The sequence below is a fragment of the uncultured Parasphingorhabdus sp. genome, assembly GCF_963975555.1.
In the GTDB taxonomy this organism is placed as follows: domain Bacteria; phylum Pseudomonadota; class Alphaproteobacteria; order Sphingomonadales; family Sphingomonadaceae; genus Parasphingorhabdus.
In genome coordinates this window covers 50,957-70,102 of sequence record NZ_CAXBHH010000006.1, presented here as the reverse complement: position 1 = coordinate 70,102, position 19,146 = coordinate 50,957, and the positions used below count along the sequence as shown (strand labels likewise).

Here is a 19,146-nt window from a genome sequence, read left to right as displayed (position 1 = left end):
GAGCATCCGGACTATCTCCAAAGATTTGATCTGGTCGTCGGCAATCAGGGCATAGACGCCTTTGGGGCGCCAAAAACAGCAGAGATAGTTGCCGATAAAAGCGGCTGACCGGGCATGCGGCAGCGGTACGGCGGAGGTTTGCCTTTCCGCTGGTCGGCCGTCATCCCGGCGCAGGCCGGGATCCAGACCAATCAGCGGGGTGCGAAAGCGAGGCGGGTTAGGTCCCAGCCTGCGCTGGGACGAAGATCTTGCTAGCCAGCAAAGGCACCGTCAACGCCCCCCGCCAATCAACCCGACAAACCTGTTCTCGCCCACCCGCAGCCCGCTGATATTCGCGCTGTCACTCTCGATCATCGCCAACCGCTCGCCAGCCTCCATCTCGATCAGATCGAACACCGCCGGATGGACATAGCTCTTGCGGCAGATCGCCGGCGTGTTGCGCAGGGTCGTGGCGGCGGCTTCGCAGGCTTGCTTGATCGTCGGGTTCTCGTCCGAAACGATCGCGTCCAGTGCGGCGACGCTGCCGTGCCAGGTGCGGAACATCTTGGCGCTGAGGCTCTCCATGCCGGACACCGCTTTCAGCCAGTCGTTGACGTCGCCGCTGTCGAGCGGATGCACTTCGCCGTCGCTGCCGACATATTGGAACAATCTTTTGCCGGGCAAATCATCGATCTGCTCCAATATCCTCTGCAGCCGTGTGTCGCGCAGACTGCAACTCACCCGCTTCCCGCCCTTGGCGCGATAGCGCAGGCGCATCAAATCCTCGCCATAGCTGACATTGCCGATATCCAGCGTGGTCGCCCCCTTGCTCATGCGCGAGCTGCCGCCGACCCGGATCGCGGTCCGGTCGATCAGCCGGACCAGCGCCGCAATCGCCACATCCTTGCTCGGCTCATCACCGACCTGCCCGGGCGTGAGCAGCGCGTTCACCTTGCGCCGAATTCGGGGAAGTGTTTGGGCAAATTCCGCCAGCTGGTCGAATTTCTGCCGGTCGCGATAGATGCGCCACTGGTCATGATAGCGATATTGCTTGCGCGTCGCGGCATCGAAACCGGTCGCCTGGATATGGCCATTGGCCTTCGGGCAAATCCACACATCGGTATAAGCGGGCGGTACGCCCAGCTTCCTGATCCGCGCCAGTTCGACGCTGCATTTCAGCGGGCTCTTGTCCGGCAACAAATATTGAAACCCCCGCCCCCGCCGCACCCGCGAGATCCCGGGCTCCTCGTCGCTGCTGTAGACCAGGCTGGGGATGCGGAACTCGGTTCCGTTGTGGCTAAGCTGGATCAAGGCCGTGGTCCTGTGGGGGCCGGTCGGTGTGGGTTAGCGGGTGTTTGGGATTGATTTTCCATGATCGAGAAACTCGAATCGTGGTGATCGGTTCCAGAGGTGATGGTGAATGTTTTATTGGCAGGTTAAGAAGGGATGGAAAGCCGCCGTTCACCCAATGGCGATGACTGGAAGGCCGTCGCGCGAAGCGGGGTGAGCCTGCAGGGCAGTGTCAACGTGGTGCCGGATCTTCCACAACATCCGATGTATTTGATCGACCTCATTCTCTTCGAAGTTTAACGACTCGCCGCCGCGCACTGCCAAGAAGTCATGGAATTCACCATCCGGCAGAGGCGTTCGCCAGATTTCCAAACCCATATTAGTAAAGTCGCTATCTGAGTGCGCGTGCAGCTTGTTTCGGTATGTGAGCAGCTGCTCGTGAAGCCGCCTTTCGTCAGGTCCAAGTTCAAGTTCGGGTACCATATTCCAGTTGAAGGGTGGTGCGACCTGACCGCGCGACTGAACGAAAGGTCGACCGTATGCGACGACCATTGTTGTTTCGTAACAATGGAACTTACGGCTCTCCGCATTGCTATAACTCTTGATCCAATCGCACTCTTCGGTCAAAAAGGTTGCAGCACTCAAGGCATGGCGAAAATCCCTCGCCGACATTGCCAGCCGCATAAGCTGCTGGTGCTCTTTTTCCTCGCGCGTCGATTTCGATTTGCTCATTGATCAAGGCATGCTCGAAATCATCGAATTCAGCAAGGCATCAACATTCATACTCCGATAGCCGCAAATTCGCCTGCCCGCTCCCCGTCAGTTTCTGTTAATTGTCCCTATGTCAAAATCAGACATTGTTAGTGCCCGGCTTGCTGCTGGATCTGGAGATTTCGGGACGTCAGAATTCCATCAACTGCCCGGAAACAGGAACGGAAATTACAGATGATGACAGAAAACTTTAACGACGCCGAACGACGGCAAGTCCCCGGAACCCGAAATCCGCACCGGCTGATTCTCGCGATGGTGGCTGGAGTGTCCCTGACGGGAAATGTGGGAGAAAATTCAACGCAAACAGACCGGGCACATGCTGACCACAGGACGTATGCCAGCGCCCAAATGCAACCGGGTCAAATTTCCGAAGCAGAACGTCGCGCTTTGTTGAGACTCAAAAGAGCGCTCCGGGAGCAGGATGACAGAACCCCGTCAGAGCGATGCGTGGATGACGAAGTTGCACGCATTGATCGGTCGCCCAGCGATCTCGAATGGCGGACGATCGATCTCAAATGCCGCGAGGTCGGCGGACCTTCGGTTGTACCGGATTATTGATGTCGATGAAGTGAGCGGACAATGTCACATTGACTTGGTCAATAGGCAAGATAGGCAGCGGTTTGATGAGAATGAATAACAGCGAGAGTTGCAACAGTCACCGCGATTATCCAAATTCCGACTATGCCAACAGCAAATTGTCATCCCAGCGCAGGCTGGGATCCAAGGCAAACTTCCATCTGCGAACGATGGCCGGGTTAGGCCCCAGCCTGCGCTGGGGTGACGGGGTGGGTTAGTACTGCGGTAATTGTTCGTTGCCTGAAAATCACAATATCACGGACCAGATAAGTCGTGCCAAAACAAAAACCACTGGACCTATCGCTCCCATTATTACCAACACAATCAGGCTCAAAAAGACGAAAATGAAGTTGAACGGTTGATGGTCCAAGATCGCTGCATTAACGAACATTCCCACCAAGAGGGTCAGGAAAATCAGGAAAATAGAGACCGATAATTGCAAATACTCATAACTATGCGCGAACACATGTTGATAACCTAAAAACCCTAAAAACATGAAGCTTAGCAAAAATGGCACGAGCGTGATTGATAGAACCGACAACAGGACAATCTTGCTCACCTTGGCTTGGCGATCACGATAGGTGATTATCGAAACAAGTGCGATTGAAACGGCAATGATTACAATTAGGTAACCCTCGTTTAAAAGAGCGAAATAGTCTTGGATCGGTTCTAGCAACACAGGTTAAGCAACCGCACCCCCAACCAACCCCCGCACACTATTCCCCACAAAAAACCCGCCCGCCAGATCCTCCGTGCGCAGGTCCGCCTCGACCGCCTGCCCGCTCTCAAGCAGTTCCGCTCGCAACACGCCCGGCAACACGCCTCTTGCCAAAGGCGGCGTCAACAACACCCCGTCGCGCTCGACAAAGACATTCCAGATCGCTCCTTCGGTGACGAAACCATCCTTATCGACGAAGATCGGGTGAACGCCCTCGCCTATTTCCTCAACCTCATAGACCCGCCGGTCGCTGGTCTTGTGGTGGAGGCGGAAGTCCGCCTTGTCGGCCTGCATCGGCACCAGTTGGCATGGCACCGGCCCGTCTTGCGGCGCAGGCATCGGCTTTAGCTCGATCGCCAGCGCGCCCGACTGGCCGAGGTGCAGCCGGACCATCGCCGAGGCTTCCTGATGAAAGGTGATCGCCTGGATCGCGTTGCGCGCCGCGTGGCGGTCGAATTCGAACTGCAGGGCGCTGGCGCTGGTCTTCATCCGCTCGAGATGCGCTTCCAGCCGCTTGATGCCGCTGGCGGGATCAAAGGCCATGGTTTCGATCAGGTCGACCTTATGGCCTCCTTCCGCATTGGCATCCACTTTCGCAAACCTCCCCTTGGCGAGGCATTCCCGCCATTCGTCTTCCCCGTCCGAGTCCGCCACTATGCCAGAGCCGAGGCCGATGGAAAGCGTTTCTTTGCCCTCTTGCAGGAAGAAGGTGCGGATCGCGACATTGAAGGCGGCGTCGGAGCGGCCCTTTTCGTCGGGCGCGTCGATCCGGCCGATCGAGCCGCAATAGATGCCGCGCGGGCCGTGGTCGGCGGGGGTGCCTTGGGGCGCGCTTTCCAGCTCGTCGATAATCTCCATCGCGCGGATTTTCGGGGCGCCGGTGATCGAGCCGCAGGGAAAAATCTGCCGGATCACATCGACCGCGTCGAGCCCGTCCTGCAGCTGTGCGGTGACGGTCGAGGTCATCTGGTGGATGGTCGGGTAGCTTTCGATCTGGAACAGCTGTGGCACCTTGACGCTGCCCTGCTCCGCCACCCGCGACAGGTCGTTGCGCAGCAGGTCGACGATCATCAGATTTTCCGCGCGCTGCTTCGGGTCGCTTTGCAGATGGTCTTGCGCCGCTGCGTCTGCTTGCGGATCGGCGACGCGCGCGGCGGTCCCCTTCATCGGCCTGGCGGTGATCCGGCCGTCCTTCAGCGCGAAGAACAGTTCCGGCGAGAAGGAAAGCATCCAGTTGCTGCCATCAAACACCACGCCGCCATAGCCGGCCTGCGCGCGGCCGCGAATTGCGGCATAAAGCGCCAGAGGATGTCCGGAAAAATCCATTTCCGCGCGAAAAGTGAGATTGGCCTGATAGATATCTCCGGCTTCGATATAATTCTGGACCTTTTCGAACGCCGCATCATAAGCCTCGCGGGATATCGAGGGTTCGAGCCGGCCCAGCCACGCGCCGTTGCGGTCGGGCAGTTGTTGGACAAGGTTGTCCTGACCTAACTCGATGTAATCGTTGAATATTCCAAACCAGGCCAGCGGCGCAGGCAGATCCGCCGGAATCTTGCCCCGCAACCGCTCTTCCAGCCCCAGTCCCGCTTCGTAGGACAGATAGCCGGCAACATGCTGCCCCGCCATTCGCGCCCGCGAGACAGCTGCAAAACATGCTTCCAAATCTTCCATTTTATCCGCCCGGATGACCCCCACCGGATCGCGGTAAAGCCGCGCTGGCGCTGCATCACAGGCCCGCACATCGTCGAGCAAAACAAAGGGAGACTTTCCATCGAACATCAACCACCTCTAATTGCTTTTCATAGCGTTCGTCCATAAGCTTGACCAAAGAAAACAGGGAGTGATGAGGATGCGGTTTGGACGGGCTTGGCAGATTGTGGTGGCATCATTGGTCGTCGGCGGCCCCGCGCTTGCCGCGGCAGAGGACATTGCCCCGCAACCCGCCGCTCTGGTCGCCGACCAGATTCCCGCCATTCCGCAGGCTATTGTCGACCAGACCCGCCCCTATATGGAATATCGCACCGCCAGCTTTGTCGACTGGGATCCGAAGAGCCGGGCGATGCTGATTTCCACCCGCTTCGCCGAAACCCGCCAGTTGCACCGCGTCGCCGCGCCGATGGCGCAGCGCGAGCAGCTGACCTTTGCCAGCGAACCCGTCAGCAGCGCCCGCTATGCGCCCGACGGCTCGGCTTTGTTGTTTCAGAAAGACAGCGGCGGCAACGAGATCCACCAGATATTCGCGCTGCAAAACGGCCAGCCGAAATTGCTCACCGACGGCGAGAGCCGCAATAATCTGGGGCCCTGGTCGAGCAGCGGCAAGCTGCTCGCCTTCGGCTCGAACAAGCGCACCGGACTTTATAACGACATCTATCTGATGAACCCGGCCCATCCGGAAAGCGCCCGGATGCTGGTCGCCTCGACCGGAGGCGGCTGGTTCCCGATCGATTTCTCTCCCGATGACAAACAGTTGCTGGTGTTCAACTATGTCTCGGTCACCGACAACCAACTCTATCTGATCGACATCGCACAGGGCAGCCTGCGCAAATTGACCAGCAGCAACGTGCCGGTTTCCTACGAAGGCCTGCAATTCGCCCCGGACGGCCGCCTCTGGGCCGCATCGGATGACGGCAGCGATGTCAAACGGCTCGGCATCGTCAATCTCGAGACATCGCTGTTCGAACCGCTGGTCGACGAGAAAGTCTGGGACATTGCCAATTTCGATATCAGCCAGAATGGCCGCTGGATCGCATTTGAGGTCAATCAGGCGGGTCGTTCGCTGCTGAAATTCTACGATACGCAAAACGGCGATATCCAGGTCGTCGATGCCTTGCCGACCGGGGTGATCAGCGGCGTCAAATTCGCGCCCTGGGGCGAGCTCGGCCTGACCCTGAACAGCAACCGCACCGGCATCGACGCCTATAGCGTCAATCCGGAGACGCTGGCGGTCACCCGCTGGACCAGAAGCGAGACCGGCGGGCTGGATGCTGCCGATAATGTCGCACCGGAACTGGTCGAGATCGAAAGCTTTGACGGCGAGAAAATGTCCGGTTTTCTCTATCGCCCCGACCCCGCGCGGCACAAGGGCAAGCGCCCGTTGATCATCAACATCCACGGCGGGCCGGAGGGTCAGGCGACACCGCGTTTTCTGGGCCGCGACAACCATCTGGTCAACGAGCTCGGCATCGCGATATTCTATCCCAATGTCCGCGGCTCCACCGGCTTTGGTAAAAGATTTGTTTCGCTCGACAATGGCCCGTGGCAGCGGGAGAATAGCGTGCTCGATATCGGCGCATTCCTCGACCATTTGCGCAAGGACCGGCGCATTGACCGCAAACGCATCGCCGTGACCGGCGGTAGCTATGGCGGCTATATGACGCTGGCAGCGATGCTGCGCTACGGCGACAAGTTGAAAGCGGGGCTGGAAATTGTCGGCATTTCGAATTTCGTCACCTTCCTCGAAAACACCCAGGCCTATCGCCGTGATTTGCGGAGGAGCGAATATGGCGACGAGCGCAACCCCGACCAGCGCGCCAAATTGCAGGAAATCAGTCCGCTGATCCGCGCCAGCGAGATCAATATCCCGCTGATGGTGGTCACCGGCGCCAATGATCCGCGCGTCCCGGCAAGCGAAGCCGACCAGATCATCGCCGCCGTCCGCGCCAATGACCGCCCCGCCTGGCATCTGCTGGCCGAAAACGAAGGCCACGGCTTCCGCAAGAAAGCCAATGGCGACTATCAATTCTGGGCGAGCCTGATCTTCTGGCAAAAATATCTGCTGGACAAGGAATAGGTTCGCCCCATTCGGCAATAAGCGCAGCAAAGGAGAATGAAGACGAAACTCGGAGCCTTTTCGATCAGCCTGTCGGTCAAGGATATCGCCCTTTCCAGAGCCTTTTACAAGAAACTCGGCTTTGCCAAATTTGGTGGCAACGAAGACCAGAAATGGCTGATCCTGAAAAATGGCGAGACAATGATCGGCCTGTTCGAGGGCATGTTTCCCAAGAATATGCTGACCTTCAACCCGGGATGGGATCAGGATGGACAGGATCTCGATGATTTCGACGACGTCCGCGATATCCAGAAGTCATTGCTGGCAGCGGGTGTCACACTCGACAGCCAGACCGAAGGCAGCGAAGGCCCAGCCAGCATCATGTTGACCGATCCAGATGGCAACCCGATCCTGATCGACCAGCACCGCTAAGCCATTTTGCGCAAATTCGGGTGATTGCCAATGCTCGCCCGGATCGCATCCAGCGCCGGTTTCCGCATCGCCGATTTTTGATAGGCATAGGCATGGCCCGGCAGCTTGGCGAGCTGACCCGCAATTGCGGTAGCCTGACCGACCACCTTGTCCGGTTCGACCAGCATATCAAGATAGCCGGCCTCGACCGCGCCCTTGGGTTCATAGATGAAAGCCTGGATCATCGCGCGGGTCTGGTGCAACGGACTGAGCCGGTCGCGCGCCAGTTCGACCGCAAATACCGGCAGTGTCATCCCGGTAATCGATTCATTCGCACCCAGTTTGAAGTCGCCGGTCGCACCAATCCGCGTGTCGCAAGCCATCAGCAAAAACACGCCCATGGCAATGGCGTGGCCATTGCAAGCTCCGACAACAGGCATAGGTCCACCATAGAGACGGAGCACCAGCTCAGACGCCCGGTCGAGCAGACGGACGGAATCTTCACGGGTAAAGCCGCCCATCATGCCGAGGTCAAAGCCACCGGAAAAACGGCCCTCCCGGCCGGTAAGGACGATCGCCTTGGCGTCCGCCTCGGCCTTGTCCAGCGCTTTGTTAAGCGCGATCATGAGATCGAAATTGACGGCATTGGCCTTGCCATCGTCCATCGTGATCAAGGCAACATCATTCTGGATATCGACGGAAATGCTCATGGTCGGTCCTTTTCAATACGGATTTAATTGATCGGTTAAGCCTATTGGCAGAATTCGTCAGGTCAACGGAAAAATCCTGTGAGGCAACGATGATAACCGCTCAGAAACTTGCTTCGCCAGACAGGCCGTAGCGGCAATTCGTTCAGGTTAGTTCCCTGATTATTTTTGTCAGACGCGCCACATCGTGCCGATCATGATAAAGTGCGAAGCCAATCCGCAGAACATTACCGCGGACATCGGTCACGACATTCTGCTTGGCCAGCCGGTCATGGAGAGCGGATGCCGCTTCCCCGCGAAAAGCAAGAAAACGCGCATGCTGCTGATCACCAAGCGGATTGAGCAATTCAAAATCTGCCAGAGGATCATCTTCCAGAAACTGAGCCTGCAGAGCCGCGACGTGGTCCGAAATCACAACCGTGGTCAGCCCTTCGCTATCCAGCATATTCTGCACGGCATTAAACCGGTAAAGTCCGGACGGATCGAACGTACTGCCTAGAAACCGCCGTCCGTCCGGCCCATAGCCGACATCTCCGGGCGCCAGGGCGAGATCGTCAAATGCTGCATACCACCCAGTCACAACCGGTCGCTCAGCAAAACCCTGTGGCGCATGGAGGAAACAGGCCCCCTCTCCCGCCATCGCATATTTATAACCACCCCCGAGGTAAAACACCCGATCGGCGATTTGCGACAGATCGGTCTCGATCGCCTTGAAGCCATGATAGCCATCAATGACCACCCAGGGCCCTTCAGGACGCGCCAACGCCGCAAGTTCGTCCAGCGCGGAAATGATCGTGCCGGAATTGAACAGCACATGGCTGGCAAATATCAGATCGAATTCACCGGTCCGGGCAGTCTCTAGCAAGCTATCGGGTGGTTCCGGTTGCAGAACGACCTCCCCCGACTCCACCCAACGGATCATTTGCCGGCGAAAGCTGTGAAACTCGCCATCAGTCGCCAGAACCCTAACCGGCCGCGCCGGAATGGCCGACAATAGGCGCACGATAAAATCATGGGTGTTGGGTGCAAAGCAAAGCGTCGCTGGATCCGGTAGCTTCAGCTCATCAGCAACATGTTGTTGTGCTTCGGACCAGACGGGGCCCATGATCTTGTCCCACTTGTGATCCGCTAAAGCTGCCGCATCCTGCCAAGCAGCCATATGACCGTCATGGCTGGCGTCGGGCCAGAGATGATGGCTGTGCGCGGCGAAGTGGAGCCGCTCCGGATCGGCCGCAAGAGATTTGGAAAACAGATGTTTCCAGCTCATAATTGGGTACGCAGCGACCATAGTTCCGGAAAGGCGCGCTTGCCCACCGTGCTTTGCAGATAGGAAACGCCAGCGGTTCCGCCCGTTCCCATTTTCCCGCCTATGATCCGCTCGACGGTCAACACATGTTTGTGCCGCCAGGTCGCCATTGCATCATCAAGATCGACCAATTTCTCCGCCAGTTGATAGAGCTCCCAATATTTATCGGGATTGCGATAGACTTCCAGAAAAGCCGTCTCGACCTGTTCTGATGGCTGATGTGAAACGGCAAAATCACGATCGAGCAGGTCCGGTGCAATATCAAAACCGGCACGCGCCAGCGCCGCTATCGCATCATCCCAGATACTGGGTTGATCGAGCGCGGCCTGCATCGCCGCCTGCGCCTCTGGGCGATCCTCCTGATATTTCAGAAAGGCCTTGTCCTTGAGGCCAAGCATATATTCCACAGTCCGGAACTGGTCGGACTGGAAGCCGGAACTGGGCCCCAGCACATGACGAAAGCGCGTATAGTCGCTCGGTGTCATGGTCGATAATACATCCCAGCTCAACGTCATCACCGCCTGGATGCGGCTGATCCTCGCCAGCGCCTTATAGGCAGGCACCAGCGCGTCGGCGGCAATTTGCTGTTTGGCAAAGCGCATTTCGCGAATGATCTGCTTGAGCCAGAGTTCCTTGGTCTGGTGAATGATGATGAACAACATCTCGTCGTCCAGATCGGATCGGGGATGCTGCGCGTCGAGCAATGTATCGAGCGCCAGATAGCGCGCGTAGGTCATGGTGGATTTATCGGTCATGCGGAAGTGTAACGCCGCGGAGACTTTATGGGAAGAGCATCGATGTCAAAGGCCAGCCAGCCGGCTTTTGCCAATCGCCCAGCAACGCCCAGAGGCATGTGTTTCATCAATATTTTAGTGAAACCCAAGCTTGGAACAGATCTCTGGAGGCCCGACCCGGAATCGAACCGGGGTGCGCGGATTTGCAATCCGCTGCGTCACCACTCCGCCATCGGGCCGGAGAGAGGGCGCGAATTGCTTCGCTTTGCCGGTAAAGTCAACCCAAACTTGCATCATCCGTTTTTGGCCGTGCATAAAATAAGAAATGGCCTGATTGTCGCGCAAAAGACGCAGTCAGCATAAATTCACCGGATTCCATCTTGGCGCAACTGCCAAGCCCCGCTAGAAGCGACAAAATTCACTCCATAGTGTATTGTATTAATAATACAGGCGTGGCAAGGACGAAAAAACATATTTTGGAAGGATCGACTCTTGGGTCAGGAAAATTTCAAGCAGATGCGCAAAGCCATGGTGGTCAGCCAGTTGCGCACCACTGATGTCAGTGATCCGCGTGTTATCGCGGCCATGAGTCACGTCCCTCGCGAAGATTTTGTGCCCGCTGCACAACGTAGCTTCGCCTATGCGGACCGCGGTGTGCAAGTCGGCGAAGGGCGGGCTTTAAATCCGCCACTCACCACCGGACGGTTGTTGAATGTCGCGCATGTGACAAAGAATGACAATGTCTTGCTGATCGGTGCGGCCACGGGCTATACGGCGGCTGTTCTGACCCAACTCGCCGGTTCGGTGACGGCGATCGAAGCAAATGCCAAACTGGCGGCAACCGCCAAGAAAAATCTGGCGGGCATTGACGGAATTACGATTGAAACGGCCGAACATGCGGACGGCTGGAGCAAATCGGCACCTTATTCCGTAATTGTTATTGATGGTGTGGTGGACCAGATTCCCCAAACCTTGGTCGATCAACTCGCGCCGGACGGGCGAATCGTGGCAGCGGTCATGAATGACGGCGTATCTCGCCTTGCCCTGGGTCGCACGGCTGGGGAGCATGTCGGCTATCAATATTTTGCCGATTGCGGGGGATGTCCCCTGCCCGGTTTTGAAAAAGTAAAAACCTTCACTTTTTGAGGTGTTCGGGAGAGATTTGAGATGAATAGACGTCGCCTTCTTGCTGGAACGGCTATCCTGACGCTGCTGTCTGCACCAGTGCAAGCAGACACGCTGCGCGATGCTCTCGTGGCAGCGTATCAAACCAACCCGACCCTGTCCGGCGCGCGCGCCGCCCAGCGGGCGACCGACGAGACAGTCGCGATCGCCAAAGCAGATGGCCGCCCAAGCGCGACCAGTGATTTCGGTTTTCAGGAAAATTTCCTGCGCAGCGCGAATAGCTTTACCGCACCTCTGCGCCAGTCCACTGCGGGCGGTTCGGTCACTGTGCCGATCTACTCGGGCGGAGCGGTAAAAAATGCCGTCCGCGCCGCCAAGACCAGAGTGGAAGCGGGCCAGCTGGACCTCCGCGCAACCGAGGCGAGTCTTTTTAGCAATGTCGTCGCCACCTATATGGACGTTATCCGCGACACGGCGATCGTCAAACTGAACCGGGCCAATGTCGGCGTCCTCTCGGTCAATCTGGAAGCGACCAGCGACCGCTTCGAAATCGGAGACCTCACCCGGACCGACGTGGCGCAATCGGAATCCCGGCTGGAAGTCGCCAAGGGCGATCTGGAAACCGTGCGCGCGGGGCTGATCCGCAGCAAGGAAAATTACATCGCGCTAGTCGGACACGAACCCGGCGATCTGGAGGCGCCTCCGCCATTGCCAAACCTTCCCGAGACACCGGATCAGGCAGTCGATATTGCGCTAACCTATAATCCGGACCTGCTCGCCGCCAAGGAGCGCACTGCGGCCGCAGAATTTGATATCAAAACGGCCCGGGCATCCAACAAACCCAAGGTGTCGACCTATGTGCAAGGGCGCTATATAAATTACCATGGCACGCTCGGTGGAAATATTGCAGGCACAACTTTCATTCAGGAACAATCTACCGCAGAAGTCGGTATCCAGGCAACCATGCCGATTTACCAGGGTGGCCGACCGGCTGCCCAGATCCGTCAGGCACAAGCGCGCTCTGGCCAGACCTACGAACAGCTGATTGCGGTTGAGCGCGATGTGATTTCACAGACCCGTGCAGCTTATTCCAGCTGGCGCGCATCGGAACGGGTCATCCAGTCTTCGGAGCGCGCCGTGGCCGCTGCCAGCCTGTCGCTGGAGGGAGTGCGGGCGGAAAATTCCGTCGGTAACCGGACCATTTTGGACATACTGAACGCCGAACAGGAATTGCTAAACGCGCAAGTGCAGCTAGTGACGGCGCGGCGCAACAGTTATGTCGCGGGTTTTTCCCTGCTCGCAGCGATGGGCCGGGCGGAAGCGCGGGATCTGGGGCTCGAAGGCGGACCGCTTTATGATCCGAAGGTCAATTACGAGCGGGTCGACGATATGTTCTATGACTATCAAAGCGACCCCAATCCGGAACCGCAGGCGACCAGAACCGTTGACACCCAGGCGCAAAAAGCGGAGATAGAGCCGTTGCCTGAGATACCGGCGCGCCGATAGAATGAATGGCGGCGATCAGTTTCGGCAACAGAGTATAAGTTTGGGGGTTTCGCACATGGCTGAACAAAATAGAGAATCATCGATGGAGGAAATCCTCTCGTCGATCAAACGCATCATTGCCGACGACAAGGCGATTGATGAGGATCGCCCCCAACAACGTCGAAAAACCCCGATGAAACCGGCGCTGCAGGCTGTCCCGGACATAAAGCCGGCAAACGAAGAAGTGCTCGAACTGACCAACGAACTGCCGGAAGGGGGGAGTTCATCCGCACAAGGCGTTTTTGGAGACCGCCGCCAGGAAGAACGGCTGATTGACGACAACAAGCTTGATAGCATGCGCCAATCGCTCTCGGCACTGGTCGAAAAAGGCGCCACAGAACGTCGGATACCACAGCACCAGCCAGGCGGTACGTCGCTGGAAGACCTGACCCGTGAAGTGATGCGACCACTGATCAAACAATGGCTGGACCAGAATCTACCCGACCTCGTCGAAGAATTGGTATCCCGCGAAATCCAGCGATTAAACGACAAATAGGCCTGCGTCGCTAAACTGAATTGCCATGTCAGATAGCCGTGCTAAACCCGTGGCCATGACAAAATTTTTCAAAATATTCACTACGGCCCTGTTCCTGACCGGCGCCATTGTACCAACTCTTGCTTCGGCCAGACCAATGACGGCGGAGGATCTTGCTACGCTGAAACGGATGGGATCGGTCAGTGTTTCTCCCGACGAGAAATGGGCCGCCTATGACGTGACAGAAACGCAGCCCGAAACCTACGAACGGTCAAATGCGCTATATCTCCTGGAAATTGATGCCGCCGATGCCACACCCGTCCGGATTCTCGACGTGGCTGGAAAAAGCGAACATAGCCCGGCTTTCGCGCCGGATGGCAGCCTCTATTATCTCAGCGACGCCAGTGGTTCGGAACAGCTTTGGCATGCAGACATCATTTCTGGGGATAAAGTTGGAAAGCCTGTTCAGGCAAGTGAACTAAAAGCCGATATTGCCGGCTTCAAACTGTCTCAGACCGGCAAACAAATCGCGCTCTGGGGCGAAATCGCCCGAGACTGCCCGACGTTCGGTTGTGAGGAAAGCGGAAACAGGGCCGAGCCCGGACCGGGTACCGGCCGCGAATATGATGAATTGTTCATCCGCCACTGGTCGAGCTGGGAAACGCCGGGCAATTATAGCCGGATATTTGCCTTTGGACTGGAAGACGGAAAGATTACGGGCGAAGGCTCAGCCCTCGACGGCGATCTGATCGGCGACAGTCCTTCCAAACCATTCGGAGGCGGTGAGGAAATTACTTGGGTACCGGGAGAGGACGGTGTCTTCTTCGCGCTCAGAGTTGCGGACCGCAATGAACCAAAATCCACCAATATCGATATTTACGGTGCCAAGGCCGATGGCAATGAAACCGTCAATTTTACGGCCAATAACAAGGCTACGGACACGTTGCCGGCCTTTTCGTCGGACGGGCAATGGCTAGCATGGGCAGCGATGGAGCGTCCCGGTTATGAGGCCGATCGTCTCGTTGTAAAGCTCCGCAAGCAAGGCAGTGATGAAGACGAAGCTATCGCCCTGACCAAGGATTGGGACCGCTCGGTCGGTTCGATCGTCTGGACGCCGGACAATAAATATCTGATCGTGACCGCGCAGGAGGTACTGGATCATCCCGCCTTTGCAGTGGAAGTCGAGACGGGCAAAGTCACGCGCCTGACAGCGGGCGGCAATGTTGGCACAACCATTCCGTTGCAGGATGGGTCTCTGATCTACACGATGAACAGCCTGCAGGCCCCTACCGATCTATATCGCCGTGCAGCGGACGGCACCGTCAGGCAGCTGACCAACATCAACGGCCGTGAGCTAGCCCAGATCGATGCGGTCGATATCAAGCGCTTTGATTTTGCTGGCGCCGACGGCGAACAGGTCTGGGGACAGATTATCAAGCCACAGGGCGCGTCCGGCAAACTGCCGATGGCGTTTCTGGTGCATGGCGGACCACAGGGCAGTTTCGGCAACAGCTGGTCCACCCGTTGGAACCCTAAATTGATGGCGGCCCCCGGCTATGCGGTGGTTACCGTCGATTTCCATGGCTCTATCGGCTACGGTCAAAAATTTACCGACAGCATCAATCTGGACTGGGGCGGCAAGCCACTTGAAGATCTGAAAAAAGGCTATGAGGCGGCACTGAAAACCGACCCGCAGATCGATGGCGAGCGATCCTGCGCTTTGGGCGGCTCTTATGGCGGCTATATGATGAACTGGATTGCCGGCAATTGGCCCGACCGGTTCGACTGTCTGATCACCCATGCCGGTGTCTTTGATTTGCGCGCTATGGCGCTGAGCACAGAAGAACTCTGGTTCGACCAATGGGATCATGGCGGCAACTGGTGGACACGACCCAGTCCGGAAAAATGGAATCCCGTCAACAAGATCGCCAACTGGAAAACACCGACGCTGTTCATCCACGGCGAGAAGGATTTCCGCATCCCTTATACCCAAAGTATCATGCCGTTCACCGTTGCGCAGGAAATGGACATCCCGTCCAAATTGCTGATCTTTCCGGATGAAAACCACTGGGTGCTCAAGGGCAAGAATAGTGTGCAATGGTACCGGGCGGTCTTTAACTGGATGGACAAATGGACTGCGGCGGGCGATCAGGAAGGCGAAGGCGAGTGAGCTTTTTCCCGACCGACGAGCGCGATGGGACGATCATCGTCACGCTGACCAACGGTGAACGCAACACCCTCCATCCGGCTCTGCTGGAGGAAGGAATCGCGGCCTTGCAGGCATTGGCCAAGGACCCTCCAAAAAATGGTATTGTTCTGACTGGTGCCGGTGAACATTTCACCTGCGGCATGGACACGAAAATCGTGGCGACGCTGGACAAAGCGGGCCAGATTCACGCAGCAGCGGCTATCGACGCATTTGCAGCGGCCCTGCATCGCCTGCCCTGTGCGGTGGTGGTCGCGCTTAACGGCAACACTATTGGCGCTGGCGGGATTATGGCTCTTGCAGCGGACTGGATTGTCGCAGCGCAGGGCGATTACAAGATCGGCCTGCCGGAAGCGAAGGCGGGCCTTCCCTTCCCTCCGGTGCCGCAAGCGATCCTTGATCATTGGCTCGACCCCGTTTGGCGGCGGCGCCTATCTCTGTCGTCGCATTTGCTGACTCCGGTAGAAGCTTTGAGCGCGGGGCTGGCTGACGAATTGGTCGAGCCAAGTCAATTGCTGGACCAAGCCGTAGCGTGTGCGCAGGAACTGGCGGCCCAGCCTGCCTTCAAGGCTTGCAAGCGGCAGTTGCGCGCCAAGGCCAATGCCGAAATTGACGCAATATTGGGCTAGCCAGCCGAAACAAACGAACAGATTGCTGCTTTTCCGTTAGTCCTGAGCCTGTCGAAGGGCGCTATATTACTATAGGCGTGGTTCAACAGGCTCACCATTAACGGACAATTGCCTGTTGTTTACGGTGAAAACCAATGCCAAAGGCTGAGCATGACCTTAGATAAAAATTTCGACCCCGCCGCCATTGAAGCGCGCTGGTATGAGCATTGGGAAACCAAGGGCCTTTTCCGTCCGGAGCGCGACGATCGCGAACCGTTTACCATCGTCAATCCACCGCCCAATGTCACCGGCAGCCTGCATATAGGCCATGCTCTGGACAATACATTGCAGGATATAATCATCCGCCACGAGCGGATGAAGGGCAAGGATGCGCTTTGGGTCGTCGGCATGGACCATGCGGGTATTGCCACCCAGATGGTGGTCGAGCGACAGATGAACGAGCGTCAGGAAAAGCGCACCGATTTCACCCGCGAGGAATTTGTCGAGAAAGTGTGGGCGTGGAAAGAGGAAAGCGGCGGCACGATTACCAAGCAGTTGCGCCGTCTCGGCTGTTCGATGGACTGGTCGAACGAACGTTTCACCATGGACGAAGGCATGAACGAGGCCGTGCTAAAGGTCTTTGTCGATCTCTATAATGACGGCCTGATCTACCGCGACAAGCGGCTGGTCAACTGGGACCCGGCTCTGAAAACCGCGATCTCCGACCTGGAAGTCGAGACCACTGACACCAAGGGCCATTTCTGGCATTTCAAATATCCGCTGGCCGACGGCGTGACATTGGATGACGGACGCGACTACATTGAGGTCGCGACCACCCGACCGGAAACGATGCTGGCCGATATGGCGGTTGCCGTGCACCCAAGCGACGAGCGCTACAAAAGCGTAGTCGGCAAGGAAATATTGCAGCCGATAACCGGACGTCGCTTCAAGATCGTAGCCGACGAACATGCCGATCCGGAACTGGGTTCAGGCGCGGTTAAAATCACGCCGGGCCATGATTTTAACGATTTCGAGGTCGGCAAGCGCGCTGGCTTTGCGGCAGGCGAGATGCTCAATATGCTCGATGGCGAAGCCAATGTCTGCCAGACGGCAGACGGACTGGTGCCTGAAGAATATATCGGACTGCACCGGTTCAAGAAAGACGGCGTCAACGGCGCCCGCGAGCTGGTTGTGCAGCGGCTGAAGGAGCTTGGTTTCCTGATCCCGCATGTTTCGAAAAACAAAGATGGCGAAGAGACCGAGCATGATGCCGAACCGCGCACAATCGCGACGCCATTTGGTGATCGCGGCGGTGTGGTGATTGAGCCGTGGCTTACTGACCAATGGTATGTCGATGCGGAGACACTCGCCCAACCCGCGATCAAGGCTGTCCGGGATGGCAGTATCGAGATTGTGCCCAAGACCTGGGAGAAAACCTATTTCAACTGGATGGAGAATATCCAACCGTGGTGTGTCTCGCGGCAGCTTTGGTGGGGACACCAGATTCCCGCCTGGTTTGACGAAAACGGCAAAATTTATGTAGCTATGGATGAAGCCTCAGCACAAGCACAAGCTGGCGTTGGCGTAACACTCACCCGCGACCCCGACGTCCTCGACACATGGTTCTCCTCCGCGCTCTGGCCCTTCGGCACACTCGGGTGGCCGGAACAGACCGATGATCTCAAACGCCACTATCCAAATGATCTGCTGATCTCCGGCTTTGACATTCTGTTCTTCTGGGACGCAAGAATGGCGATGCAGGGCATCAAGATGATGGGTGAAGTGCCGTGGAAGCGGCTCTATCTCCACGGACTAGTCCGTGCCGAAGATGGTTCCAAAATGTCCAAATCGAAGGGCAATGTTGTCGATCCGCTCGGCCTGATCGATCAATATGGCGCCGATGCGCTACGTTTCTTCATGGCGGCGATGGAAAGCCAGGGCCGCGACATCAAGATGGATGACAAGCGGGTCGAGGGCTATCGCAATTTTGCCACCAAGCTGTGGAATGCGTCGCGCTTCTGCGAAGTGAACGGCATTGGTGCAAGCAAGACGCTCGCTGCCCCCGAAGCCGCCCTGCCCGTCAATCGCTGGATCATCAGCGAAGTGGTCGAAACGCAGCGCGCACTCGACAAGGCGCTGACCGACCTGCGCTTCGATGCGGCGGCCAACACCATCTATCACTTCACTTGGGACCGGTTCTGCGACTGGTATCTGGAACTAATCAAGCCAGTTTTACAGGGCGAAGATCCAAGCGCGGCTGATGAAACCCGCATCGTAGCTGGCTGGGTGCTCGACCAGATCATCGTTATGCTTCACCCGTTCATGCCGTTCATAACAGAAGAACTCTGGCACAGCATGGGCGACAGAGAATATGATCTGATCGTAGCCAAATGGCCCGAGCCGAAAGCGGACATCGACAAGGAGGCGAAAGCGGAAGTCGACTGGCTCATTCGTCTCATCTCGGCCACCCGCACGGCAAAAGTCGAACTCAATATTCCGCCCGGAACAAAAATGTCCGCCCATGTTCGCGATGGCGATGATGCTCTGGCAGAGCGTATCGAGCGGCAAAGCTCTGCACTGGACCGCGTTGGCAGGCTGGAAAGCTTTTCCTTTGATGCGGCCCCCGAAGGCGCGACGGCTCAAATCGTGGTGGATGGTGCAACCTATATACTGCCGCTTGCAGGTGCAGTCGACTTCGAGGCAGAAAAAGCCCGTCTGACCAAAGCGCTGGAAGCATCTCAGAAAGAAGCCAAGTCACTAGCCGGACGCCTTGGCAATCCAAATTTCGTAGAAAAGGCCAAACCGGAGGCGGTCGAGAAAGCCCGCGCTGATCTGGCGGAAAAAGAAGCGGAAGCCGAACGATTACAGGAAGCCATCGATCGGCTGGGATGATCCCGCACCGCGCCGCACTAGGAGCGTAATC

At 57.2% G+C, this 19,146-nt stretch carries 14 protein-coding genes and 1 tRNA gene; 8 read left to right on the top strand and 7 right to left on the bottom strand.

Features of this window, described 5'->3' with window-relative positions; all coding sequences use genetic code 11:
* Positions 1-270 precede the first annotated feature (270 nt).
* The 3 genes from AAC060_RS12700 to pabB form a co-directional block, all read right to left on the bottom strand.
* A complete protein-coding gene (locus AAC060_RS12700; protein WP_339826792.1) occupies positions 271-1,290 on the bottom strand; it encodes a DNA topoisomerase IB in 1,020 nt (339 codons plus the stop codon).
* 150 nt (positions 1,291-1,440) lie between these two features.
* Positions 1,441-2,001 (bottom strand): hypothetical protein, encoded by a 561-nt coding sequence (locus AAC060_RS12695; protein ID WP_339826791.1) that lies wholly within the window; start codon positions 1,999-2,001, stop codon positions 1,441-1,443.
* A 1,297-nt stretch (positions 2,002-3,298) separates the two neighbouring features.
* Positions 3,299-5,116, bottom strand: coding sequence for an aminodeoxychorismate synthase component I (pabB, locus tag AAC060_RS12690; RefSeq protein ID WP_339826790.1), 1,818 nt, complete (start codon positions 5,114-5,116; stop codon positions 3,299-3,301).
* 70 nt (positions 5,117-5,186) lie between these two features.
* Between pabB and AAC060_RS12685 the strand changes: the two genes are divergently transcribed.
* Both AAC060_RS12685 and AAC060_RS12680 read left to right on the top strand, forming a co-directional pair.
* Positions 5,187-7,127, top strand: coding sequence for a prolyl oligopeptidase family serine peptidase (locus AAC060_RS12685; protein ID WP_339826788.1), 1,941 nt, complete (start codon positions 5,187-5,189; stop codon positions 7,125-7,127).
* A 36-nt stretch (positions 7,128-7,163) separates the two neighbouring features.
* Positions 7,164-7,538 carry a VOC family protein gene (locus tag AAC060_RS12680; RefSeq protein ID WP_339826786.1) on the top strand — a complete coding sequence of 125 codons (375 nt, stop codon included), beginning with the start codon at positions 7,164-7,166 and terminating at the stop codon, positions 7,536-7,538.
* Here AAC060_RS12680 and AAC060_RS12675 read toward each other — a convergent pair.
* The 4 genes from AAC060_RS12675 to AAC060_RS12660 all read right to left on the bottom strand — a co-directional run bounded on the left by AAC060_RS12675 (position 7,535) and on the right by AAC060_RS12660 (position 10,503).
* Positions 7,535-8,227 carry a crotonase/enoyl-CoA hydratase family protein gene (locus tag AAC060_RS12675; protein WP_339826784.1) on the bottom strand — a complete coding sequence of 231 codons (693 nt, stop codon included), beginning with the start codon at positions 8,225-8,227 and terminating at the stop codon, positions 7,535-7,537. The genes AAC060_RS12680 and AAC060_RS12675 overlap by 4 nt on opposite strands.
* 142 nt (positions 8,228-8,369) lie before the next feature.
* Positions 8,370-9,491, bottom strand: a complete 1,122-nt coding sequence (locus AAC060_RS12670) for a class V aminotransferase (RefSeq protein WP_339826782.1) — start codon at positions 9,489-9,491, stop codon at positions 8,370-8,372.
* The gene (locus AAC060_RS12665; protein ID WP_339826780.1) at positions 9,488-10,285 is read right to left on the bottom strand and encodes a tryptophan 2,3-dioxygenase; all 798 of its coding nucleotides are present in this window, start codon (positions 10,283-10,285) and stop codon (positions 9,488-9,490) included. Before AAC060_RS12665 ends, AAC060_RS12670 begins: the two co-directional genes overlap by 4 nt.
* A 144-nt stretch (positions 10,286-10,429) precedes the next feature.
* Positions 10,430-10,503: transfer RNA gene (locus tag AAC060_RS12660), tRNA-Cys, on the bottom strand.
* Between the two features lie 253 nt (positions 10,504-10,756).
* Here AAC060_RS12660 and AAC060_RS12655 point away from each other — a divergent pair.
* The 6 genes from AAC060_RS12655 to AAC060_RS12630 all read left to right on the top strand — a co-directional run bounded on the left by AAC060_RS12655 (position 10,757) and on the right by AAC060_RS12630 (position 19,115).
* A complete protein-coding gene (locus tag AAC060_RS12655; protein WP_339826778.1) occupies positions 10,757-11,410 on the top strand; it encodes a protein-L-isoaspartate O-methyltransferase in 654 nt (217 codons plus the stop codon).
* 21 nt (positions 11,411-11,431) lie between these two features.
* Positions 11,432-12,895, top strand: a complete 1,464-nt coding sequence (locus AAC060_RS12650; protein WP_339826776.1) for a TolC family outer membrane protein — start codon at positions 11,432-11,434, stop codon at positions 12,893-12,895.
* A 55-nt stretch (positions 12,896-12,950) separates the two neighbouring features.
* Entirely contained in the window at positions 12,951-13,430 is a 480-nt protein-coding gene (locus AAC060_RS12645; RefSeq protein WP_339826774.1) for a DUF2497 domain-containing protein, read from the top strand.
* Positions 13,431-13,485: 55 nt separating this feature from the next.
* On the top strand, positions 13,486-15,579 hold the full coding sequence (locus AAC060_RS12640; RefSeq protein ID WP_339826772.1) for a S9 family peptidase: 2,094 nt from the start codon (positions 13,486-13,488) through the stop codon (positions 15,577-15,579).
* Complete coding sequence (locus AAC060_RS12635; protein ID WP_339826770.1) at positions 15,576-16,244, top strand: enoyl-CoA hydratase/isomerase family protein; 669 nt, start codon at positions 15,576-15,578, stop codon at positions 16,242-16,244. Before AAC060_RS12640 ends, AAC060_RS12635 begins: the two co-directional genes overlap by 4 nt.
* 150 nt (positions 16,245-16,394) lie before the next feature.
* Positions 16,395-19,115: a valine--tRNA ligase gene (locus AAC060_RS12630; protein WP_339826768.1), complete on the top strand. Its 2,721-nt coding sequence runs from the start codon at positions 16,395-16,397 to the stop codon at positions 19,113-19,115.
* Positions 19,116-19,146 lie beyond the last annotated feature (31 nt).

What these genes read in the sequence shown, in the direction of transcription:
- AAC060_RS12680 (WP_339826786.1), top strand. Translation starts at nt 7,164, where the DNA reads ATGAAGACGAAACTCGGAGCCTTTTCGATCAGCCTGTCGGTCAAGGAT.
- AAC060_RS12650 (WP_339826776.1), top strand. Translation starts at nt 11,432, where the DNA reads ATGAATAGACGTCGCCTTCTTGCTGGAACGGCTATCCTGACGCTGCTG.
- AAC060_RS12645 (WP_339826774.1), top strand. Translation starts at nt 12,951, where the DNA reads ATGGCTGAACAAAATAGAGAATCATCGATGGAGGAAATCCTCTCGTCG.
- AAC060_RS12695 (WP_339826791.1), bottom strand. Translation starts at nt 2,001, where the DNA reads ATGAGCAAATCGAAATCGACGCGCGAGGAAAAAGAGCACCAGCAGCTT.
- AAC060_RS12630 (WP_339826768.1), top strand. Translation starts at nt 16,395, where the DNA reads ATGACCTTAGATAAAAATTTCGACCCCGCCGCCATTGAAGCGCGCTGG.
- AAC060_RS12685 (WP_339826788.1), top strand. Translation starts at nt 5,187, where the DNA reads ATGCGGTTTGGACGGGCTTGGCAGATTGTGGTGGCATCATTGGTCGTC.
- AAC060_RS12640 (WP_339826772.1), top strand. Translation starts at nt 13,486, where the DNA reads ATGACAAAATTTTTCAAAATATTCACTACGGCCCTGTTCCTGACCGGC.
- AAC060_RS12670 (WP_339826782.1), bottom strand. Translation starts at nt 9,491, where the DNA reads ATGAGCTGGAAACATCTGTTTTCCAAATCTCTTGCGGCCGATCCGGAG.
- AAC060_RS12665 (WP_339826780.1), bottom strand. Translation starts at nt 10,285, where the DNA reads ATGACCGATAAATCCACCATGACCTACGCGCGCTATCTGGCGCTCGAT.
- AAC060_RS12675 (WP_339826784.1), bottom strand. Translation starts at nt 8,227, where the DNA reads ATGAGCATTTCCGTCGATATCCAGAATGATGTTGCCTTGATCACGATG.
- pabB (WP_339826790.1), bottom strand. Translation starts at nt 5,116, where the DNA reads ATGTTCGATGGAAAGTCTCCCTTTGTTTTGCTCGACGATGTGCGGGCC.